Source organism: Stenotrophomonas sp. ATs4, from assembly GCF_051861585.1.
Taxonomy (GTDB): domain Bacteria; phylum Pseudomonadota; class Gammaproteobacteria; order Xanthomonadales; family Xanthomonadaceae; genus Stenotrophomonas; species Stenotrophomonas maltophilia_AS.
In genome coordinates, this window is record NZ_JBLYPK010000014.1 from 33208 (window position 1) to 60050 (window position 26843).

27 protein-coding genes are annotated in these 26843 nt (G+C 67.1%); 20 read left to right on the forward strand and 7 right to left on the reverse strand.

All coding sequences use genetic code 11. The features are described from left to right. The first annotated feature begins 92 nt into the window (after positions 1-92). Together ABR323_RS20295 and xth are read left to right on the forward strand one after the other, a co-directional pair. Positions 93-1502 carry a coniferyl aldehyde dehydrogenase gene (locus tag ABR323_RS20295; RefSeq protein WP_439450597.1) on the forward strand — a complete coding sequence of 470 codons (1410 nt, stop codon included), beginning with the start codon at positions 93-95 and terminating at the stop codon, positions 1500-1502. 108 nt (positions 1503-1610) lie between these two features. Then, complete coding sequence (gene xth, locus ABR323_RS20300) at positions 1611-2378, forward strand: exodeoxyribonuclease III (RefSeq protein ID WP_135275577.1); 768 nt, start codon at positions 1611-1613, stop codon at positions 2376-2378. 74 nt (positions 2379-2452) lie between these two features. On the opposite strand, the gene ABR323_RS20305 is transcribed toward xth, so the two are convergent. After that, a complete protein-coding gene (locus ABR323_RS20305; protein WP_135275576.1) occupies positions 2453-2704 on the reverse strand; it encodes a GlsB/YeaQ/YmgE family stress response membrane protein in 252 nt (83 codons plus the stop codon). Positions 2705-2788: 84 nt separating this feature from the next. Between ABR323_RS20305 and ABR323_RS20310 the strand changes: the two genes are divergently transcribed. From ABR323_RS20310 to ABR323_RS20350, 9 genes are all read left to right on the forward strand, one after another. Beyond that, the gene (locus ABR323_RS20310) at positions 2789-3388 is read left to right on the forward strand and encodes a 4'-phosphopantetheinyl transferase family protein (RefSeq protein WP_135275575.1); all 600 of its coding nucleotides are present in this window, start codon (positions 2789-2791) and stop codon (positions 3386-3388) included. Between the two features lie 39 nt (positions 3389-3427). Further along, positions 3428-4066 (forward strand): 16S rRNA (guanine(527)-N(7))-methyltransferase RsmG, encoded by a 639-nt coding sequence (gene rsmG / locus ABR323_RS20315; protein WP_439450598.1) that lies wholly within the window; start codon positions 3428-3430, stop codon positions 4064-4066. A gap of 112 nt (positions 4067-4178) precedes the next feature. Then, complete coding sequence (locus tag ABR323_RS20320; RefSeq protein WP_032128472.1) at positions 4179-4976, forward strand: ParA family protein; 798 nt, start codon at positions 4179-4181, stop codon at positions 4974-4976. Continuing rightward, positions 4976-5899 carry a ParB/RepB/Spo0J family partition protein gene (locus tag ABR323_RS20325; RefSeq protein ID WP_019338308.1) on the forward strand — a complete coding sequence of 308 codons (924 nt, stop codon included), beginning with the start codon at positions 4976-4978 and terminating at the stop codon, positions 5897-5899. Before ABR323_RS20320 ends, ABR323_RS20325 begins: the two co-directional genes overlap by 1 nt. Before the next feature lie 126 nt (positions 5900-6025). Further along, positions 6026-6760: a suppressor of fused domain protein gene (locus tag ABR323_RS20330; protein WP_439450599.1), complete on the forward strand. Its 735-nt coding sequence runs from the start codon at positions 6026-6028 to the stop codon at positions 6758-6760. 45 nt (positions 6761-6805) lie between these two features. Beyond that, positions 6806-7771: an NAD-dependent epimerase/dehydratase family protein gene (locus tag ABR323_RS20335; RefSeq protein WP_439450600.1), complete on the forward strand. Its 966-nt coding sequence runs from the start codon at positions 6806-6808 to the stop codon at positions 7769-7771. Positions 7772-7860: 89 nt separating this feature from the next. Continuing rightward, the gene (locus tag ABR323_RS20340) at positions 7861-8583 is read left to right on the forward strand and encodes a glycosyltransferase family 2 protein (RefSeq protein ID WP_439450601.1); all 723 of its coding nucleotides are present in this window, start codon (positions 7861-7863) and stop codon (positions 8581-8583) included. After that, a complete protein-coding gene (locus tag ABR323_RS20345) occupies positions 8583-8930 on the forward strand; it encodes a lipid-A-disaccharide synthase N-terminal domain-containing protein (RefSeq protein WP_135275570.1) in 348 nt (115 codons plus the stop codon). Before ABR323_RS20340 ends, ABR323_RS20345 begins: the two co-directional genes overlap by 1 nt. Before the next feature lie 271 nt (positions 8931-9201). Next, complete coding sequence (locus ABR323_RS20350) at positions 9202-10974, forward strand: DUF885 domain-containing protein (protein WP_439450602.1); 1773 nt, start codon at positions 9202-9204, stop codon at positions 10972-10974. A 129-nt stretch (positions 10975-11103) separates the two neighbouring features. On the opposite strand, the gene ABR323_RS20355 is transcribed toward ABR323_RS20350, so the two are convergent. The 5 genes from ABR323_RS20355 to ABR323_RS20375 all read right to left on the reverse strand — a co-directional run bounded on the left by ABR323_RS20355 (position 11104) and on the right by ABR323_RS20375 (position 17787). Further along, complete coding sequence (locus ABR323_RS20355) at positions 11104-14313, reverse strand: efflux RND transporter permease subunit (protein ID WP_439450603.1); 3210 nt, start codon at positions 14311-14313, stop codon at positions 11104-11106. 10 nt (positions 14314-14323) lie between these two features. Beyond that, positions 14324-15529, reverse strand: a complete 1206-nt coding sequence (locus ABR323_RS20360; RefSeq protein ID WP_126928183.1) for an efflux RND transporter periplasmic adaptor subunit — start codon at positions 15527-15529, stop codon at positions 14324-14326. Next, positions 15526-16779: a TolC family protein gene (locus ABR323_RS20365; RefSeq protein WP_439450604.1), complete on the reverse strand. Its 1254-nt coding sequence runs from the start codon at positions 16777-16779 to the stop codon at positions 15526-15528. The genes ABR323_RS20360 and ABR323_RS20365 overlap by 4 nt, the downstream gene beginning before the upstream one ends. Before the next feature lie 56 nt (positions 16780-16835). Further along, positions 16836-17177 (reverse strand): hypothetical protein, encoded by a 342-nt coding sequence (locus tag ABR323_RS20370; protein ID WP_439450605.1) that lies wholly within the window; start codon positions 17175-17177, stop codon positions 16836-16838. Positions 17178-17397: 220 nt separating this feature from the next. Beyond that, positions 17398-17787: a RidA family protein gene (locus ABR323_RS20375; protein ID WP_057500905.1), complete on the reverse strand. Its 390-nt coding sequence runs from the start codon at positions 17785-17787 to the stop codon at positions 17398-17400. A gap of 108 nt (positions 17788-17895) precedes the next feature. Here ABR323_RS20375 and ABR323_RS20380 point away from each other — a divergent pair, with 108 nt between their 5' ends. From ABR323_RS20380 to ABR323_RS20420, 9 genes are all read left to right on the forward strand, one after another. Then, positions 17896-18789: a LysR substrate-binding domain-containing protein gene (locus tag ABR323_RS20380; RefSeq protein ID WP_439450606.1), complete on the forward strand. Its 894-nt coding sequence runs from the start codon at positions 17896-17898 to the stop codon at positions 18787-18789. Between the two features lie 55 nt (positions 18790-18844). Continuing rightward, positions 18845-19354: a DNA polymerase III subunit epsilon gene (gene dnaQ, locus ABR323_RS20385; protein ID WP_135275562.1), complete on the forward strand. Its 510-nt coding sequence runs from the start codon at positions 18845-18847 to the stop codon at positions 19352-19354. 256 nt (positions 19355-19610) lie between these two features. After that, complete coding sequence (gene rpmB / locus ABR323_RS20390) at positions 19611-19847, forward strand: 50S ribosomal protein L28 (protein WP_005411638.1); 237 nt, start codon at positions 19611-19613, stop codon at positions 19845-19847. 10 nt (positions 19848-19857) lie between these two features. After that, on the forward strand, positions 19858-20025 hold the full coding sequence (gene rpmG, locus ABR323_RS20395; RefSeq protein ID WP_170272460.1) for a 50S ribosomal protein L33: 168 nt from the start codon (positions 19858-19860) through the stop codon (positions 20023-20025). A gap of 263 nt (positions 20026-20288) precedes the next feature. Beyond that, positions 20289-21707 (forward strand): cardiolipin synthase, encoded by a 1419-nt coding sequence (gene cls, locus ABR323_RS20400; protein ID WP_439450647.1) that lies wholly within the window; start codon positions 20289-20291, stop codon positions 21705-21707. Positions 21708-21752: 45 nt separating this feature from the next. Continuing rightward, positions 21753-23174: an FAD/NAD(P)-binding protein gene (locus ABR323_RS20405; RefSeq protein WP_439450607.1), complete on the forward strand. Its 1422-nt coding sequence runs from the start codon at positions 21753-21755 to the stop codon at positions 23172-23174. Positions 23175-23183: 9 nt separating this feature from the next. Further along, positions 23184-25376 (forward strand): DNA helicase II, encoded by a 2193-nt coding sequence (gene uvrD / locus ABR323_RS20410; RefSeq protein WP_439450608.1) that lies wholly within the window; start codon positions 23184-23186, stop codon positions 25374-25376. A gap of 62 nt (positions 25377-25438) precedes the next feature. Next, entirely contained in the window at positions 25439-25765 is a 327-nt protein-coding gene (locus tag ABR323_RS20415) for a low molecular weight protein tyrosine phosphatase family protein (protein ID WP_439450609.1), read from the forward strand. A gap of 109 nt (positions 25766-25874) precedes the next feature. Then, on the forward strand, positions 25875-26429 hold the full coding sequence (locus tag ABR323_RS20420; RefSeq protein WP_439450610.1) for a hypothetical protein: 555 nt from the start codon (positions 25875-25877) through the stop codon (positions 26427-26429). 87 nt (positions 26430-26516) lie between these two features. Here ABR323_RS20420 and ABR323_RS20425 read toward each other — a convergent pair whose 3' ends face one another. After that, positions 26517-26663 (reverse strand): hypothetical protein, encoded by a 147-nt coding sequence (locus tag ABR323_RS20425; protein WP_439450611.1) that lies wholly within the window; start codon positions 26661-26663, stop codon positions 26517-26519. Between the last annotated feature and the right edge of the window lie 180 nt (positions 26664-26843).

Consider the following 26843-nt stretch of genomic DNA (forward strand, 5'->3'; position numbering starts at 1 on the left):
CGGCAATGACTGCACGCCCGCAGCCAATGCAAGGCTGCCGGCCAGCGGCCGGCACTACCATCGCGTTGCGCAGCACGCCGTATAGTCGGCCCATGACCACCACCACGCCGGCAGACCTCCCCGCCACCCTGCGTACCCTGCGCAGCACCTGGCAGGCGCAGCGACCCACGCTCGACCAGCGCGAAGCCGACCTGCGTCGCCTGCGTGAAGCGCTGAAGCCACGCTTGGACGAGATGGCCCAGGCTATCGCCGAGGACTTCGGCCACCGCGCCCACGTCGAATCGAAGCTGGCCGATGGCATGAGCGTGCTGTCGGCCATCGACCACCTGCGCCGCCATCTGCGGCGCTGGTCGAAGCCGCAGCGGGTCGGTGCAGGCTGGAAACTGTGGCCGGCACGCGCACAGCTGCGGCCGACGCCGCTGGGCGTGGTCGGGGTGATCTCACCGTGGAACTACCCGGTCACGCTGGCACTGGTGCCATTGGCTACCGCCATCGCCGCTGGCAACCATGTGTTGTTGAAGCCGTCTGAGCACACCCCGCGTACCAGTGCGTTCCTGGCCGATCTGCTGGCCAGTGTGTTCCCGCCCGATCGCGTGGCGGTAGTGCAGGGTGGGGCGGACGTGGCGGCGGCTGTGTCGTCGCTGCCGCTGGACCATCTGCTGTTCACCGGCTCGACGGCGGTTGGCCGCAAGGTTATGGCGGCCGCGGCCGAGCATCTGGTGCCGGTCACGCTGGAGCTGGGCGGCAAGTCGCCGGCGATTGTCTGTCGCGATTTCCCGCTGGATAAAGCCGCAGCGCGGCTGGCCACCGGCAAGTGGTTCAACGCCGGGCAGACCTGCATCGCGCCGGATTACGTGCTGATCGATACCGTGCGCCAGCGTGAGTTCGTGCAGGCGCTGCAGCAGCAGGTACGCGAGCGCTACGGCGATTTCAGCAGCGCAGACGACTACACGCGCATCATCAACGAAGGCCAGTACCAGCGCCTGCAGGGCTATCTGGCGCAGGCGCGCGAACGCGGGGTGCCGGTGATTCCGCTGGCGCAGGTGGATGAGGTGCGCGCCGACCGCGAGCGCCTGCTGGTGCCGACCGTGGTGCTGGACCCGCCGGACGACCTGGACCTGATGCGCGAAGAGATCTTCGGCCCGATCCTGCCGGTGCGCGCCTATCCGGATCTGGATGCCGCGCTGGCCGACGTGCTGTCCCGCGACCGGCCGCTGGCGCTGTATCCCTTCAGCCACGACACGGCGACGGTGGAGCGCATCCTTGGCCAGGTGGTGGCCGGTGGGGTGACGGTCAACGACACCCTGCTGCACTTCGCCGCCGATGGCCTGCCGTTTGGCGGGGTAGGGGCCAGCGGCATGGGCGCCTACCACGGCCGGGCCGGGTTCGATGCAATGAGCAAGCGGCTGCCGGTGCTGTGGCAGTCGCGCTGGGCGGCCAGCGACCGGCTGCGGCCGCCGTATTCGAAGATTGCGGGGTTGTTGAAGATGTTGGTGCGGTGATCGGGTTCCGGTAGGTGCCAACCTTGGTTGGCACACGGTGATTGCCGGCGCCAACCAAGGTTGGCGTCTACCGGGGCATGGGCGGCCCACCCGGGTAGAATGGCCCCCATGAAGATCGCCTCGTGGAACGTCAATTCGCTCAATGTCCGCCTGCCGCACCTGGAGCAGTGGCTCAAGGAGTTCGGCCCGGACATTGTCGGTATCCAGGAAACCAAGCTGGAGGACCACAAGTTCCCCGATTCGGCGCTGATTGCCGCAGGCTACCGCAGCGTGTTCGCCGGCCAGAAGACCTACAACGGCGTGGCGCTGGTGTCGCGTGAGCCGGCGCAGGACGTGCAGATCGGCATCCCCGGCTTCGAGGACGAGCAGAAGCGCGTCATCGCCGGTACCTTCGGCGACCTGCGGGTGATCAACCTGTATGTGGTCAACGGCCAGGATATCGGTACCGACAAGTACGACTACAAGCTGCGCTGGCTGGAGGCGGTGCATGCGTGGATCGCCGAGGAACTGCAGCGCCACCCGAAGCTGATCGTGATGGGTGACTTCAACATCGCTCCGGATGCGCGCGACGTGCACGATCCGGAGGTGTGGAACGAAAACCACATCCTGACCTCCACCGCCGAGCGCGGCGCATTGAACAAGCTGCTGCAGCTGGGCCTGCACGATGGCTTCCGCCTGCACAACGACGAGGCGGGCACGTTCAGCTGGTGGGATTACCGGGCGGCGGGCTTCCGCCGCAACCTGGGCCTGCGCATCGACCTGACCCTGGTGTCCGATGCGCTGAAGGGCAGTGCGGTGGCCTCGGGTATCGACCGCGAGCCGCGTACCTGGGAACGCCCCAGCGATCACGCGCCGGCATGGGTGCAACTGGGTTGAACCAACGGGGCCCGGCGATTGCCGGGCCCCGTTTTGATGCGTCTGCCGGCCAGCGGCCGGTACTACCCTTCAGATCAACGCAGGCTCTTGCGGGTGAACAGGTTGACGATCGCCAACAGGATCACCGCGCCGATCAGCGAGAACAGGAAGGTGCGGAGGGTGATCGCTTCGTTGATGCCGCCGCCGAACAGCCAGCCGGAAATCAGCGCGCCAACGATGCCGACCACGATGTTGAGGATGATGCCCTGCTGGCCATCGCGCCTCATGATGATGCTTGCCAGCCAGCCGACAATGCCGCCGACGATCAGCCAGATGATGATGCCCATGATCGAATCTCCGGTTGAAAACCAAGCCCAGTTGACGCGCAACGCTGTGAAACCGTCGTGCAATTCCGTGACGGCTGCGTGCGGATGAGCCTGCCAGCCACCCTCGACGGCCCGTGGCGCTTCGGCCCGGTAACGGTCTGGCGGCGCCCGCACGTGCCGGGCCATCGTGGTGAACCGCAGGCGCGGCAGGTACTGGCGCAGGCGCTGGGCACTGAACCCGCGACGCTGCCACTGCTCCGCGACGACAAGGGCCGCCCCGAGCTGAGCGGCGCGCTGGCCCATTACGGCACCGGCTGGAGCCACAGCGGCGAGGTGCTGCTGGTGGCGCTGGGTGAGGGCGTGCGGCTGGGCGTGGATCTGGAGCTGCTGCGGCCGCGGCCGCGTCTGCTGGAAATCGTGCGGCGCTTCTTCCACCCCGAGGAAGTGGCCTGGCTGGAAAGTCTGGACGAATCCGCGCGCGAACACTGGTTCTTCCGTGTGTGGTGTACCAAGGAAGCCATGTTGAAAGCGCACGGGCAGGGCATCTCCTTCGGCCTGCATCGCCTGCAGCTGGCGCCGGGGGACGATGGCGCCCTGCACCTGCGCTGGTGCGATCCGGAACTGGGCGAGGCCTCGCGCTGGCACCTGCACGAATGGCAGGCCAGCGGGCATTTCCGCGCCGCGTTGGCGTGGTATCCGCTCTGAAGCAGGGAATCAGCGCACAAAACCGGCGATAATGGCGGCATGAGCGAACACGAACTTCCCGCCGGCGTGGCTGCCACGCTGGAACAGGGCCTGGCCAGCATGGGCCTGGACGCCGCACTGGCGCCGCCACTGCTGCGCTATCTGGCCTTGCTGCACCGCTGGAACGGCACCTACAACCTCACCGCCATCCGCGATCCGCAGGAGATGGTCACCCGCCACCTGCTCGACTCGCTGGCGATGCAGCCGTTCGTAGCCGATGGCACCTTGGCCGACCTTGGTACCGGCCCCGGGCTGCCCGGCATCCCGCTGGCGATCGCCTGCCCGGGCCTGCAGGTCACCCTGGTGGAGAGCAACGGCAAGAAGGCGCGCTTCATGCGCGAGGCCGTGCGCCAGCTCGGCCTGGACAACGCCCGCGTGGCCGAATCGCGGGCCGAGGCGCTGGACGAGGCCGGTCGTTACGACCAGCTGACCGCGCGCGCGATGGACACCCTGGCCGGCATCGTCCGCGTCGGTGGTCACCTGCTGCGCCCCGGTGGCGTGCTGCTGGCCATGAAGGGCGTCTACCCGCATGAGGAGATCTCGGACCTGCCGGCTGGCTGGCAGGTGCGCGAGGTGACCCCGCTGAGCGTGCCCGGCCTGGCCGGCGAACGCCACCTGGTTACCGTTACAGGTCCCTGATTCCCGCCGCCAGCCCCTTGTGGAACAACGGGTTGGCGATTCACGATTTCCGCAAGGGGCCGGTTGTACGCATAATGACCGGTCCCAGCACACGTCGACGAGGCACACCCGCATGGCCCGCATCATCGCCATCGCCAACCAGAAGGGTGGCGTCGGCAAGACCACGACCGCCGTCAACCTGGCCGCTTCCCTGGCCAACGCACCCAAGCGCGTGCTGTTGGTCGACCTGGATTCGCAGGGCAACGCGACCATGGGCAGTGGCGTGGACAAGCGTGAGCTGGTCTCCTCCACCTACGATCTGCTGCTGGGCGAGTCCAGCGCCGCCGATGTGCGCGTGCAGACCGCCGAAGGCTACGACCTGCTGCCCGGCAACATCGACCTGACCGCGGCCGAGATCCAGCTGATGGCGCAGAGCGAGCGCGAGCAGCGCCTGAAGCGCGCGCTGGCACCGATCCGCGACGAGTACGACTACATCCTGATCGACTGCCCGCCGGCGCTGTCGCTGCTGACGCTCAACGCGCTGGCCGCCGCCGATTCGGTGATCGTGCCGATGCAGTGCGAGTACTACGCGCTGGAAGGCCTGAGCGCGCTGGTGGAAACCATCGAAGCGCTGCGTGCCAACCTGAACCCGGCGCTGGAGATCGAAGGCGTGCTGCGCACCATGTTCGATGTGCGCAACAACCTGGCCAACGCAGTGTCGGCCGAGCTTACCGAGCACTTCGGTGACCGCGTGTTCCGCACCATCGTGCCGCGCAACGTGCGCCTGGCCGAGGCGCCCAGCCATGGCCAGAGCATCGTCGGCTACGACCGCGCCTCGCGCGGTGGCGTGGCCTACCTGGGCCTGGCCGGCGAGATCATCCGCCGCAACAACGAACGCAACAAGGCCGCCAAGGCCGTGGAGACCGTCTGATGACCAGCAGCAAGCCGGCAGCCAAGAAGCGAGGCCTCGGCCGTGGCCTGGATGCGCTGCTGGGTCCGAAGGGCGCGGTCAGCCAGGTGCAGGCCACCACCGCGGTGATCGAGCCGCTGCCGGGTGAAGTGCTGCGCAAGCTGGCCGTGGGCCAGCTGCAGCCGGGCAAGTACCAGCCGCGCCGCGAGATGGACGAGGGCAAGCTCTCCGAGCTGGCCGACTCGATCAAGTCGCAGGGCGTGATCCAGCCGATCCTGGTGCGCCAGCTGCCGGCGGGCAACTACGAAATCGTCGCCGGTGAGCGCCGCTGGCGCGCATCGCAGCTGGCCGGCCTGGACGAAGTGCCGGTGGTGGTGCGCGAGCTGGAAGACCGCACCGTCATCGCGATGGCGCTGATCGAGAACATCCAGCGCGAAGACCTCAACCCGCTGGAAGAAGCCGAGGCGCTGCAGCGCCTGATCAGCGAATTCACCCTGACCCATGCCGAGGCCGCCGAGGCCGTCGGCCGCTCGCGCGCGGCGGTGTCCAACCTGCTGCGCCTGCTGGAGCTGCCGGTGGCGATCCGCCTGCTGCTGGAAACCCGCCGCTTGGAAATGGGCCACGCCCGCGCGCTGCTGACCCTGGCTCCCGAGCTGGCCGGCAAGCTGGCGCAGGAAGCGGCCGATGAAGGCTGGTCGGTGCGCGAGGTCGAACGCCGTGCGCAGGCCTTCGCCGCCGGCAAGGTGCCGAGCAACCGCCCGGTGGCGACGCCGAAGGTGCAGCAGGCCGACATCGCCTCGCTGGAAACCGAACTGTCCGAAGCGCTGGGTGCCAAGGTGGCGATCAGCCACGGCCGTGGCGGCAAGGGCAAGCTGATCATCCACTACACCGATCTGGACACCCTGGACGGCGTGCTGGAAAAGCTGCGTACGCGCCAGGGCTGAGCCCGGCGCAGCGACAAGGGGTGCGGCCTGTTCCCGCCGCGTCCTGCAGATGACAGGGAACGCACCGCCGCGTGTGCCGGGGGATGCACTGCTCTCCGGTCCGTGGCCTCATCCAGGGAACAGGACATGAGCAACGAATACGAGGACATCAGCCCGGACGGCACCCAGATACTGGTACATCGCCGCGAAAAGGACTTCGCGCTCGCCATCGGCGAAGAAAAGCACATCGAGGCGATCAGCGCACACATCACGCATCATCTCGGGCCGATCGAGACGGTTCTTCACGAGCTCATCTCCGACCTGGTGCACATCGACGTGCACGTGGTGCCGGCCAATGAACACTGCCCGTACCTGCGCCTGGTCACCTCCGGCATGAGCGACCTGCCGATGACCGTGCCCGCCGAGGCGGATGCGGACGTGCCGCGCTACATGGAGCTGATGGTGACCCTGCCGGCCGACTGGCCGATGTCCCAGGATGCCTTCGAGGATGAGCGCAACTATTGGCCGGTGCGCCTGCTGAAGGGCATGGCGCGGCTGCCGCACGAGTACGACACCTGGTTGGGCTTCGGCCACACCATTCCCAACGGCCATCCCAGCGAGCCCTACGCGCCGGGCGTGGGTTTCGACGGCGCCATCGTGCTGCCGCCGGTGACTACCCCGGAGAACTTCGCCACGCTGGAACTGGACGACGGCAAGATCATCAGCTTCATGAGTCTGGTTCCGCTGTATCCGGAAGAGATGGACCTGAAGCTGAAGAAGGGCGACGACGTCCTGCTCGACCGCTTCGATGCGAAACAGATCAACGATGTGATCGAGCCCGGCCGCACCAACGTGGCGAAGAAGCGTTTCGGTTTGTTCTGAGACCGGTAACATCGGGGGCCTGAACTTCGTTTCCAGGCCCCTGTCATGACCATCCTGCTCACCGGCGCTGCCGGCTTCATCGGTGCCTACACCGCCCGCGCGCTGCTGGAGGCCGGCCAGCCCGTGGTCGGCCTGGACAACTTCAACGACTACTACGACCCGCAGATCAAGCGCGACCGCGTGGCCGCGCTGTGCCCGGCGCTGGACCTGCGTACCCTGGACCTGACCGACCAGCAGGGCCTGGCGGCACTGTTCGACGAGGTGCAGCCGACTGCGGTGATCCACCTGGCTGCACAGGCCGGCGTGCGCTATTCGCTGGAGAACCCGCACGCCTACGTCGACAGCAACCTGGTCGGCTTCGTCAACATGCTCGAGCTGTGCCGCCACCGTGGCGTGCAGCACCTGGTCTATGCCTCCAGCAGCTCGGTCTACGGTGATTCGGCCACGCCGCCGTTCTCCGAAGATCAGCGCGTGGACCAGCCGCGCTCGCTGTACGCGGCGACCAAGGCCGCCAACGAGCTGATGGCCTACACCTACGCGCAGCTGTACGGCCTGCATGCCACCGGCCTGCGCTTCTTCACCGTGTATGGCCCGTGGGGCCGGCCGGACATGGCACCGCTGCTGTTCTCGCGCGCGGTGCTGGCCGGGCGGCCGATCGACGTGTTCAACGAAGGCCGCATGCAGCGTGATTTCACACATGTCTCCGACATCGTGTCCGGTATTCTCGGCGCCCTCGCGCACCCGGCCGATGGTCCGGTGCCGCACCGGGTGTTCAACCTCGGCAACCATACGCCGGTCGAGCTGGAGCGCTTCATCAGCGTGATCGAGCAGGCCGCCGGCCAGCCCGCGCAGAAGGTCTACAAGCCGATGCAGCCGGGCGACATGGTCCGCACGATGGCCGATACCCGGCGCGCACATGACGCTTTTGGCTTCGACGCGGTGACCCCGATCGAAGCGGGGCTGCCCCCCGTCGTGCAGTGGTGCCGCGAGTATTTTGGCGATCGCGCGTGAGGATGGATCCTCACATCGGTGGGTTCATCTTCGGATAACCTCGGTTTCGGAGAATGCGCGGTCTTTGTCCCCACTTGGCCGAGTCCCCCATGAGCCAACCCGAGCTTTCCGTTGTCGTCCCGGTGTTCAACGAGCGCGACAACGTTGCGCCGCTGGTCGCTGAAATCACCGCTGCACTGCGCGGACGGCTGCCGTTCGAGATCGTCTATATCGACGACCACTCGCGCGATGACACCCTGGCGGTGCTGCAGGGGCTGAAGGCCACTACTCCGGAATTGCGGGTGCTGCATCACGTGGACCAGAGCGGGCAAAGCACGGCGGTGCGCACCGGCGTCCAGCACGCACGTGCGCCATGGATCGCGACTCTGGACGGCGACGGGCAGAACGATCCTGCTGACATTCCCAGGCTGCTGGTCGCACGTGATGCGGCCGAGGCGCAGGTGAAGCTGTTCGCCGGCTGGCGGGTCAAGCGCCAGGACAGCGGCAGCAAGCGATGGGCCAGCAAGTGGGCCAATGCCATCCGTGCACGCATGCTGCGTGACGATACGCCCGATACCGGCTGCGGCATCAAGCTGTTCGAGCGCCGTGCCTTCCTCGACCTGCCGTATTTCGATCACATGCACCGCTACCTGCCGGCGCTGATGCAGCGTGCCGGCTGGAAGACCACCAGCGTGCCGGTCAATCACCGTCACCGTACCGCCGGCGTATCCAAGTACAACAACCTGGGCCGTGCGCTGGTCGGCATCCGCGATCTGCGCGGCGTGGCCTGGCTGATCACCCGCAGCAAGCGCACTGCGGTGGAAGAGCGATGATGGCACTGGCACTGCACTGGCTCGACCAGCCGCTGACCTGGCTGTACTGGACCGGCCTGCACGTGACCGGCTGGAAGCTGATCGGCTATACCGGTGCGCTGATGTTCGGCGGGCGTTGGCTGGTCCAGTTCGTCGCCTCCAAGCGCGCCGGCAAACCGGTCATCCCGCGCCTGTTCTGGTACATGAGCGTGGTCGGCAGCCTGATGACGCTGAGCTACTTCCTGTTCTCGGCCAAGCAGGACTCGGTGGGCGTGCTGCAGAACCTGTTCCCGGCATTCACCGCGCTGTACAGCCTGCAGCTGGACATCAAGCATCGAGGCTGGAAGCGGGACAGGGCCAGCCACTGAGGCCTCCGGGGCCCCCATCCGGTAGGTGCCGACCTTGGTCGGCACAGGTGTATCCGGGCCCGGAGCATCCACGCATGGCGTGGATCTACTGCTTGCCTGGCTACCGTGCCTGGTAGCTGCCAACCTTGGTTGGCATACGGGGAAATCCAGCGCCAACCAAGGTTGGCCGCTACCAGGGCCCCGGTCTGCTGCGCAGGCAGGACCTTCGTCCCATGCCATGGGCCGTGGGCGGTGCCATGATCGGGGTCTGCCTTCCCGGGAACCTGTGCTCGTGAAAACCCGTCTTGCTGTTGCCCTGCTGATCGCCCTGTCCGCCCCTGCCGTGGCCCTGGCCGCGCCGCCCGCCACCGCCGCACCGGCCAGCGTGGCCACCGAATCGCCCGCCGACGCTGCCTTCCGCGCGCTGTACGAGAAGGAATGGAAGTGGCGCCAGCAAGGCGGCGGTGAGGCCAGCGAGGACGAAGACGCTCCGGCCAACGCCACCCGCATGCCCGACGTCGGCCCGGCCGCGCAGCAGGCACGCCTGAAGGTGTGGGACGAAACCCTGACCGCGCTGAAGAAGATCGACCCGAAGACCCTGTCGCCTGACAACCAGGTCAACTATGCGATCTACCACGACCAGGTGTTCAACCTCGCCGAAGAGGTGCGCCTGCGCGGCTACGAGATGCCGTTCAACGCCGACTCCTCGTTCTGGTCCAACCTGTCCTTCATGGCCCGGCGCGAGATGAAGACCACGCAGGACTACCAGAACTACATCGCACGGCTGAACGATGTGCCGCGCTACTTCGGCCAGCAGACCGAAAACATGCGCGCCGGCCTGAAGCGCGGCTTCAGCGTACCGCGTGCCGTGCTCGATGGTCGCGAGGTATCCATCGCCACCGTCGCCGAGCTGAAGGATCCGACCGAATCGCCGCTGTACGCGCCGTTCAAGAAGCTGCCCAACAGCATTCCGGCCACCGAGCAGGCCAGGCTGCAGGCGCAGGCGCGTGAAGCGATCAGCGGCAAGGTGGTGCCGGCGTTCCAGCAGCTGCGTACCTTCTTCGTCAACGAGTACGTGCCGCAGGCGCGTACCACCCTGGCCGCCGAAGCGATGCCGGACGGCAAGGCGTACTACAAGCAGCAGATCCACGAATACACCACGCTGGACCTGTCGCCGGACGAGATCCACCGCATCGGCCTGGATGAAGTCGCACGCATCCAGAAGGAAATGAACGACATCATCAAGCAGGTGAAGTTCAAGGGCAGCTTCGCCGAGTTCCTGACCTTCCTGCGTACCGATCCGCAGTTCTATGCCAAGACGCCGGAAGAGCTGCTGTCGCGTGCCGCGTGGATCTCCAAGCGCGCAGACGGCCAGCTTGGCAAGTACATGACGCTGCCGCGTGCACGCTTCACCATCGTGCCGGTGCCGCCGGATATCGCGCCATTCTGGACCGCCGGCCGCGGTGGCATGGGCACCTACTGGCTCAACACCTACAACCTGCCGTCGCGCCCGCTGTACAACCTGCCGGCGCTGACCTTGCATGAATCCGATCCGGGCCACGCGCTGCAGGGCGCGATCGCCGCCGAGCAGAAGAACCTGCCCGAGTTCCGCCGCAACGCCTACATCTCCGCCTATGGCGAAGGCTGGGCGCTGTACTGCGAGAAGCTGGGCGTGGAGATGGGCATCTACGAAACCCCGTACGAGGATTTCGGCCGCCTGACCTACGAGATGTGGCGCGCGACGCGCCTGGTGATCGACACCGGCGTGCACAGCAAGGGCTGGACCCGCGAGCAGGCGTTGGCCTACCTGCGTGACCACACCGCGCTGAGCGAGCATGAAGTGACCACCGAAGTGGACCGCTACATTTCCTGGCCGGGCCAGGCGCTGAGCTACAAGCTGGGCGAGATCGCCATTGTGCGCCTGCGTGCGCAGGCCGAGAAGGAACTGGGCGACAAGTTCGACATCAAGGGTTTCCACGACACCCTGCTCAAGCAGGGCTCGGTGCCGCTGCCGGTGCTGGAACAGCAGATCCAGGCCTACATCGCCGAGCGCAAGAAGGCCTGACCACGCCAGGATAGTGCCGGCCGCTGGCCGGCAACCTGGATCGGGTCAGAGCCCCGCCCGATGGGCGGGGATCCGACCCGGTCACGGGGTCGGATCCCCTTCCTGTGGAAAGGGTTCCGACCCCCAACCTCAGCCCACCACCCGCGGCTTGGCCACCCGCGCTGCAAAGGTCGGCAGCACCAGCAGGGTCAGCACGGTGGCGGTGATCAGGCCACCGATCACCACCGTCGCCAGCGGCTTCTGCACTTCCGCACCGGAACCGCTGGCAATCGCCATCGGAATGAAGCCGACGATCGCCACCAGTGCGGTGGTCAGCACCGCGCGGATACGGCTGGAAGCACCGTTGATCGCCGCCATCATCGGCAGGTCACCGGCATCCAAGCGTTCGCGGATCGCCTGCATCAGCACCAGGCCATTCAACGTGGCCACGCCGGAAACGGCGATGAAGCCGACCGCCGCCGATACCGAGAACGGCATGCCGCGCAGCAGCAGTGCGAGGATGCCGCCGACCAGCGCCAACGGTACGCAGCTGAACACCAGAATGGCTTCCTTGCCGCTGCGCAGGGCCATGAACAGCAGGCTGCCGATCAGCAGGAACACCACCGGCACCACCGTTGCCAGTCGCTTCTCCGCGCGCTGCAGGTTCTCGAACTGACCGCCCCAGGTCAGGTAGGCACCCGGTGGCAGCGCCACGTCGGCCACCGCCGCCTGCGCCTCGCCGACGAAGCCGCCCAGGTCGCGGCCGCGCACGTTGGCCTGCACCACCACGCGGCGGCTGCCGTTGTTGCGGCTGATCTGGTTTGGCCCTTCGCTGACCGTGATGCGGGCCACCGACGACAACGGAATCACCAACCCCGAGGGTGTAGCGATCGGCAGCGAGGCCAGCTGGTCCGGATCGTTGCGCGACGCGTCGTCCAGGCGCACCACCACGTTGAAGCGGCGATCACCTTCGAAGATCTTGCCTGCAGCAGTACCGCCGATGCCGGTGGACAATGCATCACTCACATCCGCAGCAGTCAGGCCGTACTGCGCCGCCGCCACGTGGTCGATCGCTACGTTGAGCGTGGGTAGGCCGGAGATCTGCTCCACCCGCACGTCGGCCGCGCCGTTCACCGCACGCAGCTTCAGCGCTACCTGATCGGCCACCTTCTGCAGCTGGCCGAAGTCATCACCGTAGATCATCACCGCCAGGTCGGTACGCACGCCGGAAATCAGCTCGTTGAAGCGCAGTTCGATGGGCTGGCTGAACTCGAAGCTGTTGCCCAGCTGCTGTCCGGCCAGTTTCTCGAAGCGCGCCACCAGTGCGTCCTTGCCCAGCTTCGGATCGGGCCAGTCCTTGCGCGGCTTCAGCACGATCACGCTGTCGGAGATGTTGGTCGGCATCGGGTCGATCGCCGCCTCCGCGGTACCAGTACGCGAGAACACCGTCTCCACTTCCGGCTGCTTGGCAATGGCCTTTTCCAGTGCCAGCTGCATCGCCAGCGACTGCTCCAGCGAGGTCGACGGCACGCGCAGGGCCTGCATCGCCACGTTGCCTTCGTCCAGCGTCGGCATGAACTCGCGGCCCAGCAGCGTGAACGAGCCGATGCCCACCACCACCATCATCACCGCACCGGCCAGCACCGTGCGCGGATGTGCTACGGCCTTGCGCACCACCGGTTCGATGCGTGCACGCAGCGCGCGGATCAGTTTGGTTTCGTGCTCGCCATCGTCCGCATGCGCATCGCCGTCCTTTACCTTGGGCTCGCGCACCAACAGCGCGGCCATCGCCGGCACGAAGGTGAAGGAGAAGATGAAGGCACCGACCAGAGCCAGCATGAAGGTCGCTGCCATCGGGTGGAATGTCTTGCCCTCCACGCCTTCCAGCGTGAGGATCGGCGCGAACACCAGCAGGATGATCAGCTGTCCGAACGCCGCCGGACGCGCCATCTTCATCGCCGAATCGGCGGCCACGCGCAGGCGTTCCATCGCGGTCAGCGCACGGCCCAGTTCGGCGCGGCGCTGGCCCAGCATCAGCAGCGTCGATTCGATCACGATCACCGCGCCGTCCACCAGGATGCCGAAGTCCAGCGCACCCAGGCTCATCAGGTTGCCGCTGATGCCGAAGCGGTTCATGCCGATCACTGCGAACAGGAACGACAGCGGGATCACCAGCGCGGTGATCGTCGCCGCACGCAGGTTGCCCAGCAGCAGGAACAGCACCACCACCACCAGCAGCGCGCCCTCGGTGAGGTTCTTGGCCACGGTCTTGATGGTGGAATTGACCAGCACGCTGCGGTCCAGCACCGGTGCCGCCACGATGTCGGCCGGCAGCGACTTGTTCACCTGCTCCAGGCGCGCGGCCGCGGCCTGGGCCACGGTGCGGCTGTTGCCACCGGCAATCATCAGTGCGGTACCGAGCACGGCTTCGTGGCCGTTGCGGCTGGCCGCACCCAGGCGCGGCGCGCGGCTCAGGTCGACGTCGGCCACATCGGCCACGCGCACCACCACGCCATTGCGGGTGGCCACCGGCGCCTGTGCCAGGTCGTCGGTGGTCAGCGCCAGGCCGTCAGCACGTACCACCAGGCCCTCGCCTGCACGCTGTACGAAACCGGCACCGGCCTGCACGTTGGAACGCTGCAGGGCAGTGACCAGATCGGCCAGGCCGAGGCCATGCGCGGCCAGTTTGGCGCTGTCCGGATGCACGCCGTATTCCTTGACGTAGCCGCCGACCGTATCGACGCCGGCCAGTCCCGGGCTGGAACGCATCTGCGGCGCGATGATCCAGTCCTGCACGGTGCGCAGGTAGGTCGCACGTTCTTCGGGCGTACGCAGCAGGTTGCCTTCCGGCGTGCGGTAGACCTCGCCGGCCTGCCAGCCGGCTTCACCGGGCTTGGCCAGCTTGGCCGGATCGAACGCGGTGAAGTCCACCGTCCACATCAGTACTTCGCCGAGACCGGTGGTGACCGGCGACAGCATCGGCGACGCACCATCGGGCAGGTCTTCGGAGGCTTCGCGCATGCGCTCGGCCACCTGTTGGCGGGCGAAGTAGATGTCGGTGGCATCGGTGAAGATCGCGGTGACCTGCGAGAAGCCATTGCGCGACAGCGAACGCGTGGTGGTCAGGCCGGGAATGCCGGCCAGCGCGGTTTCCAGCGGATAGGTCACCTGCCGCTCGATCTGTTCGGGCGTCAGCGCCGGTGCCACCGTGTTGATCTGCACCTGGCGGTTGGTGATGTCCGGCACCGCGTCGATCGGCAGCTTGCCCAGCTGGAACAGGCCCACGGCGGCGATCAGCGCGGCCATGAACACCACCAGCCAGCGGTGACGTACCGCTGTTTCAATGATCAGTTTGAACATGGTCGCCTCCTCAGTGGCCGTGCTCGGCTTCGCCCTTGGCCAGTTCGGCCTTGAGCAGGAAGGCGTTGCTGCCAACGATGCGCTCGCTGCCGGTCAGGCCACCGAGGATCTCGATGCGGTCACCGGCGCGACGGCCAGCCAGAACCGGCTGCACCTTGAAGCCGCCTTCGACGGCGACGAACACTGCACTGCTGCCATCGACGTTCTGCACCGCATCGGCCGGCACGCTGAGCGAGCCGTCCTGGCCTTCAGTGACGACCACGGCCGATACCGGCGAACCGGCCGGCGGCAGCGACGCATCCACCGGCGTGGCACGGATCACCGCGACGCCACCCTGCTGGCGGACATCGGCGGCCGAACCGGTGACGGTGGCGGTGAAGCTGCCCCCCGGCACGCTCACCTCCAGCTTCATGCCCGGCGTGACCTGCGCGGCCAGCGCCGGCGGTGCGGTGAACACCAGCTCGTTCATCGTCGGGTCGGCGACGTCGGCCACCGCACTGCCGGCGGCGACCACGCCACCCGGGGTGACCTGCACGTTGCCGACGATGCCGGCCACCGGGCTGGTGATGCGCACGCGGCCGCTGCTGTCCGGCGAACCGTTGGCGGCGGCCTGAGCCTGTGCGGCGGCGGCCTGGGCCTGTGCCGCCAGCGAACGGGCGCGCGAGGTTTCCATTTCCTGGCGGGCAACCACGCCCTGGTCGACCAGCGCCTTGTCGCGGCCATAGGCCAGGCGCGCGGCTTCGGCTTCGGCCGATGCGGCCAGCGCATTGGCGCGGAACACCGCGGCCTCGCCACTGACCACGATGGCCAGTGCCTGGTTCTGTTTCACCGCGGTGCCTGGCGCGACCAGCACGCGTTCGACGCGGCCGGTCACGGTGGAGGCCACCGAGGCGCGCGCGCCCACGGTGGGCTCGACCCTGCCGGACAGCCGGGTCGAGCCACCACCACCGCGACCGATCGCGACCACTTCGATACCGGATGCCTTGATCTGTTCCGTGGTCAGCGCAACCACGCCTTCGTCGGCGTCGGCAGGGGCCTTGGCGGCTTCCGCCTTGGCTTCCTTGCTGTCGGTCGCGTGGCCATGGCCATCGTCGGTGCCCGCCTTGGCCGCAGCGGGGTCTTCATTTGCGGGTGTCTGTGCGTTACCGGCACAACCGGCCAGCAGGACGGTCAGCAGCACGCCGCCGATCAGCGGGAAAGTACGGGAGAGAGTCATTTGGCCTCCACAAAAGGTGCGCGCCCTTCAAGGCGGGCAAGATCGATTTCCGCGCCGACGCGCGACAGGCGCGCGTCCACGGCGGTGCCGCGGGCGGCGATGAGGGCGCTGCGCGTGCTGCGCAGTTCCAGCTGCGAGATGCGTCCGGCATCGAAGCCGACGCGGGCCAGGCGATATGCCTCTTCGGCGGCGACCACGCTTTCATCGGCGGCGCGGGTACGGCTGCCGGCTGCCTTCAGACCGGCCACGGCGGAGAGGCGTGCGGCCTCGCTGTCGCGGCGCTGCTGGTCCAGGCGTGCCTCGGCCGCGCGCTGGTCGGCATTGGCGGCGCGGATGCCACCGCGGTTGCGGTCGAACAGCGGGATGCTGAGGCTGACCCCAAGGTTGTAGGCACGCTCGCCGCCTTCGCGGAAGCGGGTCTGCGCGGCGGTGACGCTGAGGTCGGGCAGGGCGCGCTTGCGCGCCACGTCGACCAGCTTGCCCGCCGCATCGGCTTCGGCTTCGGCAATGCGCACTGCCAGTGCCACGTCGGTGGCACCGCGCGGCAGCGGCGGCGCCCGGTCGAGCAGGCTGTTGTCGATCGACTGCACGGGCACATCCAGCAGCGCGGCACCGGCCAGGCGGGCCAGCGCGGCATCGCGGAAGGCCTGCGCCTCATCCAGCGAAGCACTGGCGTTGGCCACTTCGCTCTGCGCCTGCACCGCACGCAGCTGCGGTTCGCGGCCCTGCTTGACCATTGCGTTGACCGCGTTGGCATCATCGCGGGTGAGGGTCAGTGCCTCTTCGGCCAGGCTGTAGCGGCGCAATGCACTTTCCGCCTGTGCGTAGACCACCGCCAGCTGGCTGGCCACGTCGCTGCGACTCTGCGAGCCACGCAGGTTGGCGGCCTGTGCCTCGGCGCGGGCCGCACGGACGCGCGCGCCACGCTGGCCCCAGACCTCCAGCGGCTGGGACAGGGTGAGCACGGTATCGGCCTTGCCCATGCCGCCATAGGAGCCGGTGCCCCAGGCGTTTTCGGCGGACCAGGAGAGGGAAGGATTGGGCAACGCACGGGCCTGGTCGGCGCGCGCATCGGCGGCCTCGGCCAGCGCCGCACCCACACGGGTGCCGGGCAGCTGGTCCAGGCGTTCAAGCAGGCTGTCGTAGGAAGGGGCGGCTTGTGCCGACGCCTGCAGTGCCGGGGCCAAGCCCAGCAACACAGCGACGACCAGCCCGGTCGCGCGCAGCGACCGAGGTGTCAGGATCGACATAGGGGGATTCCGGTTGTGAGTGAAACGGGAGCCCGCAATTGCGGGACGCGCTCAACTCACGCCCGGGGGGGACGCGTCAATTCATCCTGGGCGACCGCATAGGTCGCTACGTCGCCGGCATTCATCCAGCGCGCCGGCAGCGGCGTACCGAACGCAGCCAGCGTGCCCGTGGGCAGGCTCAGGTTGGAGTGATGGCAGTGGTTGTGGCCACAGGCGTCGGCGCCTGCGTGCTTGCCGCCGGAGTCGCCATCGGCGTCGTCGGGGGCGGATTCCATGTGCACGGTGGTCGCATGCGGTTCCACCGTGCAGGCCAGTGCGTCAGCCACCGGCACGACCACGAATGCCGCCATCAGCAGCATCAGCAGGTACGAACGAAGGTGGCGGGTGATCCGGCGCATGGAAGGGAGGCTAGCAAGCGGTTTTCGCCGGATACAATATCAATGGTCAGTTCGGGAATTCGTCGGAATCTCCCGTTCAGGTGGGCCGCGCCGCCTGCTTTGGTGGGGATCAACCTCCTGCCTTGGTGGGTGCCGACCTCCCGCCCTGGTGGGTGCCGACCTTGGTCGGCACGCTTTTCGACCCCACCAGGTTGCCGGCCAGCGGCCGGCACTACCCGTGTCACGGCAGCTTCGCGATCACCTTGATCTCGAACTGGAACCCGTACAGCCAGGTCACGCCGATACCGGTCAGTGTCGGGTGCGGCGCCTCACCCCAGTACTCGGGCACGATCGCCCAGGCCTTCTCGAAGTTCGTTTCCGGATCAACCAGAAACACGGTTACATCGACCACGTCATCGAAGGTGCAGCCTGCGGCGGCCAGCACCGCGTTGAGATTCTCGAAGGCGCGGCGCACCTGCGCTTCGAAGTCCGGCTCGGGCGAGCCGTCCTCGCGGCTGCCCACCTGCCCGGAGACGAACAGGAAGCCATTGGATCGGATCGCCGGCGAGTAACGGTTTCGCTCGTACAGGGCCTGGCGGCCGGCGGGGAAAACGACATCGCGCTGTGACATGGGGAAGATCCCGTGGGAGAGAACACCATCCTCCGCGCCAGCGCTGTCTGGATAAACCGCGATGATCGGCCTAGATTGATTGTCAATTCCAAACAATCATGGCCCGCCATGGACCGTTTCGAGGCGATGCGGGCGTTTGCCCGGGTGGTGGAAACCGGCAGCTTCACCCGGGCCGCGCAGACCCTGCAGATCAGCCGCACCACAGCCACTCAGCTGGTGCAGCAGCTGGAGGCGCACCTGCGGCTGCGGCTGCTCAATCGCACTACGCGCCGGGTCAGTGTCACCGCCGACGGCGCGGCCTACTACCCGCGCATCGCCCGCCTGCTGGCCGAGCTGGAAGAGGTGGAAGGCGGGCTGGGCGACGCGGCCACCCAGCCGCGCGGACGCCTGCGCGTGGATGTGCCAGGGCCGTACGCGCGGTTGCGGCTGGTACCCGCACTGCCGGATTTCCAGGCGCGTTACCCGGAGATCCAGCTGGACATCGGCGTCAGCGACCGCGAGGTCGATGTCATCGCCGACAACGTTGACTGCGTGATCCGTGGCGGCACGCCGGCTGACCCCGCACTGGTGGCGCGGCCGCTGGCGGCGCTGCCGATCGGTTTCCACGCCAGCCCGAGCTATGTGCAGCACTTCGGCCTGCCGACCGACCCGCGCGCGCTGGAAGGGCCCGATCACCACATGGTCGGCTTCCTCAGCCCGCGCAGTGGCCGTGCCCGGGTATTCAGCGCGCAGCGCGGCGATGAGCGCATCGAAGTGCAGGGCTGCTACACGGTCGGTTTCGACGACGGCAATGCCTATCTGGCCGCTGCGCTGGCGGGGCTCGGCGTGGTCGCGCTGCCCAGCTACATGGCCGAGCCGCATGTGGCGCGTGGCGAGCTGATGCCGGTGTTGCAGGACTGGCAGCTGCCACCGATGCCGATGCATGTGATGTTCCCGCCGAACCGGCACATGAGCCAGCGGCTGCGGGTGTTTATTGATTGGGTGGTGGAGGTGTTGGGGTGATACGCACCGGGCATGCGAAAATCATCACGGCACGCAACAGGAAACAGCCTCACGCATGAGTCGCATCGTCGCACTGGATACCGAAACCACCGGCATTTCGCACCGCCTGGGTCATCGCGTCATTGAAATCGGTGCGGTGGAGCTGATCGATGGCCAGCTCACCGGCCGCCAGTTCCACACCTACCTGCAGCCGCAGCGCAAGGTCGATTGGGGCGCGCAGCGCGTGCATGGCATCAGCGATGCGATGCTGGTGGGCAAGCCACTGTTTTCCAGCAAAGCCGCCGAACTGCTCGACTTCCTGCGCGGCAGCGAGATGGTCGCGCACAACGCCACCTTCGATGTGGGTTTCCTGGACAACGAGCTGCGCCTGTCTGGTATCTCCGGGACGCTGGCCCAGCATTGCCGCATCACCTGCAGCCTGAAGCTGGCGCGGGGGCGCTGGCCGGGCCAGGGCAACAAGCTGGACGATGTGCTGCAGCGCCTGTGTATTCCCGGCAACCGTGGCCTGCACGGCGCGTTGAAGGATGCCCATCTGCTGGCCCAGGTCATCCCGCACCTGCGTTGAGCCGGCCCGGCTCTACAGGGGGGGAGCGGTCGCCGTGTTCAGTCCCGGCCTGTGGGTAACTTGCGCAAGTGCTTGAACCCGTGCATAATGCGCGGCTCGCTGTGTCCGGTTTTCTACCGGGCGGCGCCCCCGGGAGCACGTCCCCGGCCGCCCAACGCCAGCGTAACCCTTTGATTCTCTTGACGTGTGGTGGGCAACCATCGAGGCCGCCGTCTCCCGGGCTACGGGCTGACACAACTTACTATCGAGGTGCGCCATGTCCCGCGTATGCCAGGTTTCCGGCAAGCGAGTGCAGACGGGTAACAACGTCTCGCACGCCAACAACAAGACCCGTCGTCGTTTCCTGCCGAATCTGCACGAGCGCCGCTTCTGGGTTGCCAGCGAAAACCGCTGGGTGAAGCTTCGTGTTTCCGCGCATGCACTGCGCACCATCGACAAGAACGGTATCGATTCCGTTCTGGCTGAGCTGCGTGCGCGCGGCGAAAAGGTCTGAGGAGTAGACGATCATGGCAGGCAAGCGCGATAAGGTCCGTATGATTTCGACCGCTGGTACCGGTCACTTCTACACGACCGACAAGAACAAGAAGAACACCCCGGGGAAGATGGAATTCTCCAAGTACGATCCGGTCGTGCGCAAGCACGTCCCGTACAAGGAAGGCAAGATCAAGTAATCCGCAAGGATTGCTGGTCGCTTCCGAAGAAACCCGCCCTCGTGGCGGGTTTTTTCATGCCCGGTGGTGGGTGCCTGTGGGTGCCGACCGTTGGTCGGCACGCTGTCGAGCACCCGGGCGCACATCCTGCTCCGTGCCATGCGGCATTCTCCGCGCGCATGGCGATGCGTTCATCTCAATGGCGCCCGTCGGTCATGGGGCGCGGCTCGACTCCAAACACCCCGGTGGGCAGAATGACCCATTACCTCCCGACGGACGACGCGATGCTGTTCGAGTGGTTGCTGGGTTCGTACCTGCTCCTGATCGACTGGCTCATCCGGCTGGTCGCGCTGTGCTGGATCCCCACCCGCACCACGCCGGGTGCGGCGCGCAGCTGGCTGCTGCTGGTCGGCTTCGTGCCGCTGCTGGGCCTGCCGCTGTACCTGCTGTTTGGTCATCCGTGGCTGTCGCGCGAGCGCATCCGTCGCCAGGCCGAGGCCTCCCAGGTCATCCGCGAGGAACAGGCGCTGCAACGCCGCCTGCGCTGGACGCCGCAGGCCGATACCGCCAGCGCCGAAGTGGTGCCGCTGGTGCAGCGCCAAGGCGATTTCATGCCGGTGCACGGTAACGCGGTCGACCTGCTGACCGACTACGACGAATCGCTGCACAACCTGATTGCCGACATCGACCAGGCCCAGGACCGGGTGCACCTGCTGTATTACCTGATGTTCGACGACACGGTGGGCGAGGCCATCGTCGAGGCACTGCAACGCGCCGCAGCACGAGGCGTGCAATGCCGCGTGCTGCTCGACGCGGTAGGCGCCAAACGGGGCCTGCGCGCGTACAGCAAGCGACTGCGGTCACGTGACGTTGAGGTGCGCGCGATGCTGCCCGGCGGTCTGCGCTGGCGCCGCAGCGGTCGCATGGACCTGCGCAACCATCGCAAGATCGCCGTGATCGACAACGAAGTGGGGTACGTCGGTTCGCAGAATCTGGCACGACCTGAATTCGTTGCCGGCCATCCCAACCGCGAACTGGTGGCGCGCGTACGCGGGCCGGCGGTGGCGCACCTTGAAGCGGTATTCGCCAGTGACTGGTACATCGAAACCGGCCAGCGACTGGATGTGATCGCCGATGTGCCCGAGTGCAGCGACGACATCGCCACCCAGCTGCTGCCCAGCGGCCCGGCCTACCCGTACAGCAATGCGCGCGACGCGGTAGCCGCGCTGATCCACCTGGCGCGACGCCGGCTGGTGATGGTCACCCCTTACTTCGTGCCGGACGAAGCCACACTGAGTGCGCTGCGTATCGCCGCATTGTCCGGCGTGCAGGTGCAGCTGATCCTGTCGGCCAGCAACAACCAACGGCTGACCTCGTGGGCGCAGGAGGCGTACTACGACGAACTGCTGCGCTGTGGTGTACGCATCGCCCTGTACGAACCGCAGTTCCTGCATGCCAAGCACATGAGCGTGGACGAGGACATCGCCGTACTCGGCTCGATCAACATGGATATCCGCTCGTTCGCGCTGAATGCCGAGATCGGCCTGATCTGCTACGACCACGCGCTGGTGAGGCAGTTGTGCGGGATCGAGGATGGCTACCTGCGTGAATCGCGGCAGCTGGATCTGCAGCAATGGCGCAAGCGTCCTGCCTGGCGGCGGAGCCGTGAGGGCATCGCACGCTTGGCCGATGCGCTGATGTGAGGCGGCGGCAACCGCCCGCTTCGGCAATCCGGCCTGTCATCGCCGATGGCCTACAATCGGTGCATGACTGATTCACCGCGTAATGGCGAACTGGACCTGGCGATCATCGGTGGTGGTGCGGCCGGAGTGCTGGTGGCGATCCAGGTGTTGCGCCAGGCCAAGGCGCCGCTGGCGCTGGCCATCTTCGAACCCGCCTCGCAGCTGGCCCAGGGCATCGCCTATGCCACGCCATGGCCGGAGCATCTGCTGAACGTGCCGGCGGCGAAGATGAGTGCGTTTGCCGACCAGCCCGGCGACTTCCTCGACTACCTGATGGCCGCCAATGCCTACCCGGGCGAGGCGCGCGAGGTGCTGGGCGAGCGTTACGTGTGTCGCCATTACTTTGCTGCCTACCTGCAGCAGCGCCTGCAGGAGGCCGCTGCGGCCAGCCCGGCGCAGCTGCAGGTGATCGCGCAGCCGGTGCTGGGTCTGCAGCCGGATGACCATGGCTACCGCCTGCAGCTGGGCGATGGCCAGGCGCTGCACGCCGCGCAGGCGGTGCTCGCCACCGGCAACAGCATGCGCCCGCTGCCGGTGGCCGGTGCCGAGGCACTGCCCGCCGATGACGTGATCGAGGCCTGGGACTACGACGGCGTGCGTACTCTGGCCGGCGAGCAGGCCGTCGCCATTGTCGGCTCCGGCCTGAGCATGGCCGACACCGTGCTGGCACTGGTCGCCGCCGGCCACTCCGGCCCGCTGCATGTGATCTCGCGCCATGGCCTGCTGCCGTTGCCGCATGCGCATGGCGGCCTGCCTACGTTCGACCCGGCTGCGCTGCTGCCGTTGAACCTGCGCCAGCGCCTGCGCGCGCTACGCGGGTTCGCTCGTCAGGCGAAGGCCGACGGCTTGCCATGGCAGGGCGTGATGGACCGTATCCGTCCACATGGGCAGGCACTGTGGTGCAGCCTCGATGAGGCCGACCAGCGTCGCTTCCTGCGCCATGTGGTGCGCTATTGGGACGTGCATCGCCACCGCATCGCCGAAGAGGTCGACGCACAGCTGCAGACCCTGCAGGACAGTGGCCAGCTGCGCATCCACCGTGCCCGCCTGCAGCGCATCTGGCGCGAAGGCGATGCTCTGCAGCTGTCCGGCCGTGACGCCTCCGGCACCGAGCCGCAGTGGACGATCAGCGGCGTGATCAACGCCACCGGCGTGGAAACCCGCGCCAGCGCGTTGCGCAATCCGTTGCTGCAGCAGCTGCAGGCCGATGGCCTGGCCCGCCCCGGTCCACATGGGCTGGGCCTGGACAGCACGGTGCCGGGCGACCGCCTGCGCGCAGTGGGTGGCCAGCCGCAGGCACGGCTGGGCGTGATCGGCAGCCTGCGCATCGGTAGCCTGTGGGAAAGCCTGGCGGTGCCTGAACTGCGTCAGCAGGCGCAGGTGCTGGCAACTCAGGTGGTCGCAGGAGCCGCGACGGCGATGCCGTAAAATGGGAGCATGGATGTCTCCCACCTGCTTGATGGCCTGAACCCGGCCCAGCGCGAAGCCGTCTCCGCTCCCCCCGGCCACCACCTGGTGCTGGCCGGTGCCGGTTCCGGCAAGACCCGCGTACTCACCCACCGCATCGCCTGGCTGCATGAAGTCGATGGCGTGCCGACCCACGGCATTTTTGCGGTGACCTTCACCAACAAAGCGGCCGGCGAAATGCGCCACCGCATCGACGCACAGCTGCCCAACGGCAGCCGTGGCATGTGGATCGGCACCTTCCATGGCCTGGCCAACCGCCTGCTGCGCCTGCACTGGCAGGACGCCAAGCTGCCCGAAGGCTTCCAGGTGATGGACTCGGACGATCAGCTGCGGCTGGTCAAGCGCGTGGTGCAGGCGCTGGAACTGGATGACGGCAAGTACCCACCCAAGCAGATTGCGTGGTGGATCAACGAACAGAAGGACGAAGGCCGTCGCCCGCAGCACATCCAGCCCGAGCCGCATGACGCGTGGCTGGAAACCATGCGCCAGGCCTATATCGAATACCAGGCGCGCTGCGACCGCGCCGGCCTGGTCGACTTCGCCGAACTGCTGCTGCGCGCGCACGAACTGCTGCGCGACAACCCGGCGCTGCTGGCGCACTACCGCGCTCGCTTCCGCGAAATCCTGGTGGATGAGTTCCAGGACACCAACGCCATCCAGTACGCCTTCGTGCGCGTGCTGGCCGGCGATTCGGGCCATGTGTTCGTGGTCGGCGACGATGACCAGGCCATCTACGGCTGGCGCGGCGCCAAGGTCGAGAACGTGCAGGGCTTCCTGCGTGACTTCCCGGGCGCACAGACCATCCGCCTGGAGCAGAACTACCGCTCCACCGCCAACATCCTGGGCGCCGCCAACGCGGTGATCGCGCACAACCCGGATCGCATCGGCAAGCAGCTGTGGACCGACAGCGGCGACGGCGAGCCGATCGACCTGTACGCCGCGTACAACGAGATGGACGAGGCGCGCTACATCGTCGAGCGTGCGCGCCAGTGGGTGCGTGATGGCGGCAGCTACACCGAAGTGGCCGTGCTCTACCGCAGCAACGCGCAGTCGCGCGCGCTGGAAGAAGCGCTGCTGAGCGAACAGGTGCCGTACCGCGTGTACGGTGGCATGCGCTTCTTCGAGCGTGCCGAAATCAAGGATGCGCTGGCTTACCTGCGCCTGCTGTCCAACCGCAACGATGACGCCGCATTCGAGCGCGCGGTCAATACGCCCACCCGTGGCATTGGCGATCGCACGCTGGACGAAGTGCGCCGCGAGGCACGCGCGCAGGGCATTTCGCTGTGGGAAGCGACCATGCTGGTCACCCAGGGCAGCGCACTGGCCGCACGCGCGCGCAATGCGCTGGCCGGCTTCCTGGTGCTGGTCAACGAGCTGCAGGCGCAGACCCTGCACATGACCCTGGCCGAGCGCGTGGACCACGTGCTGGCCCGCTCGCAGCTGCGCGAGCACTGGAGCAAGGAAAGCCGCAACGCGCTGGACTCCGAATCGCGCACCGACAACCTCGACGAACTGGTCTCGGTGGCCTCGCGCTTCGTGCGCCGCGCAGACGATATCGAGGAAGTGGGCGAGGATATGGATGAGCTGGTGGCCTTCCTGGGCTATGCCGCGCTGGAGGCCGGTGAGGGCCAGGCACAGGCGGGCGAGGAGGGCGTGCAGCTGATGACCCTGCATTCGGCCAAGGGCCTGGAATTCCCGCTGGTGTTCCTGGCTGGCGTGGAAGAGGGCCTGTTCCCCAGCGCACGTTCGCTGGAAGAAAGCGGGCGGCTGGAAGAAGAGCGCCGGCTGGCGTACGTGGGCATCACCCGCGCACGCCAGAAACTGGTGCTCAGCTATGCCGAGTCGCGCCGCATTCATGGCCAGGACAACTACAGCCTGCCGTCGCGCTTCCTGCGCGAGATCCCGCGCGAGCTGCTGCACGAAGTGCGCCCGAAGGTGCAGGTCTCGCGACCGGCATCGATGGGCGCCAGCCGGGTGATGGGACACGCCTCGATCGAGGCGCCGCCGCTGAAGCTCGGCGCGCTGGTCACCCATCCCAAGTTCGGCGAAGGCATGGTGACCGACTACGAAGGCAACGGCGCCCACGCCCGCGTGCAGGTCGAGTTCGCCGATGCTGGCAGCAAGTGGCTGGTGATGGCGTATGCCAACCTGACGGTGATCTGATCACCTTCGAGGGGTCGGATCCCTCCCGCAGGGAGGGCTCTGACCCCGATTAGGCTGCGCTCATGACCCGCAACGTGCTCTTCCCCTGCAGTCAGAACCGCCTGCGCAGCCCGACGGCCGAGCAGGTGTTTGCCGATTGGCCGGGCATCGAGACCGCCTCGGCCGGGTTGCTGGCCGACGCGGAGGAAGTGCTCAGCCCCGAGCTGCTGCAGTGGGCCGACATCGTGTTCGTGATGGAGCGCGCCCACCGCAACCGGTTGTCCAGCCGCTACAAGGCATGGCTGAACGGCAAGCGGGTGATCTGTCTGGACATCCCGGATGACTACGACTACATGGACCCGGTGCTGGTGGAGCTGCTGAAGCGCAAGGTGGCGCCGTTCCTGTGTTGACCGTGGTGTTGTAGAGCCGAGCCCATGCTCGGCTGCCTTGTGCTGCGCTAGAAGCAGTCGAGCAAGCTCGACTCTACAATGGGGCCTGACATCCTCCAGGAATGCCCCGATGACCGAACCCGCGCTGCACGTCACCGTGAAGTTGAATGCCAAGCTGCAGCCCGAGCATCGCCATGAGCTGTTCGAGGATCCGCTCGATGCGCTGCTGCAGGCGGCCGAGGTGGGCGAGCTCACCGGCGGCGGCACCGCGATGTCCGACGACGGCGAGGTCGAATACGGCGACATCGAAGTGGCCTTGGTCGATGCGGCCGGCGTGCCGAAGCTGATCGATCTGCTGGAACAACTGGGCGCGCCGAAGGGCTCGCAGTTGCAGGGCGCGGGCGAGGCCGACCGCAGCTTCGGCGTGACCGAGGGTCTGGGGATCTACCTGGATGGCCTGACCCTGCCGGACGAAGTCTACGAACAGTGCGATTCGAACCACGTGTTCGAGCAGCTGTCCGAGCGCATCGATGGCCTGGGCGAGATCTGCAGCTGGTGGCAGGGCCCGACCGAAACCGCGCTGTACATGTACGGCCAATCGTTCGAGGCGATGCGTGATGCGATTGCCGAATTCGTGGCCAGTTACCCGCTGTGCCGGAACGCACGCGTGGTGCAGATCGCCTGAGCGCAGGCCTGATGTAGAGCCGAGCCCATGCTCGGCTGCCTTTTGTGAGCAGAAGCAGTCGAACAAGCTCGACTTTACGACAGCAGGTTATCGGTCGGCTGCTTGGCGGGCATTGTCACGCAAGGCCATATCCTTGCCGACCTGGTAGCCGCCGAAAAGCATCGCCAAGGCGACGATCGCGGCGACCAGGATGGATTTCTGGGGACTCCAGACGGGCGGTTTGTTGTCCTGCATGTCGGTCATCCTTGAGCGTGGCGGTGCGCCTCCCGTCGAGCATGCGCCGCAGTGTTCGGGTACGCAAGCCGACGGTGCGCACACGCCGCTGCGCGGCGCCGGATTGATCCTGCTCAAGGCGTGCCCTGCACATCCGGTGTGCAATGGTGGTGTTCCCATCTGGCAGACCGCCACGGAGCC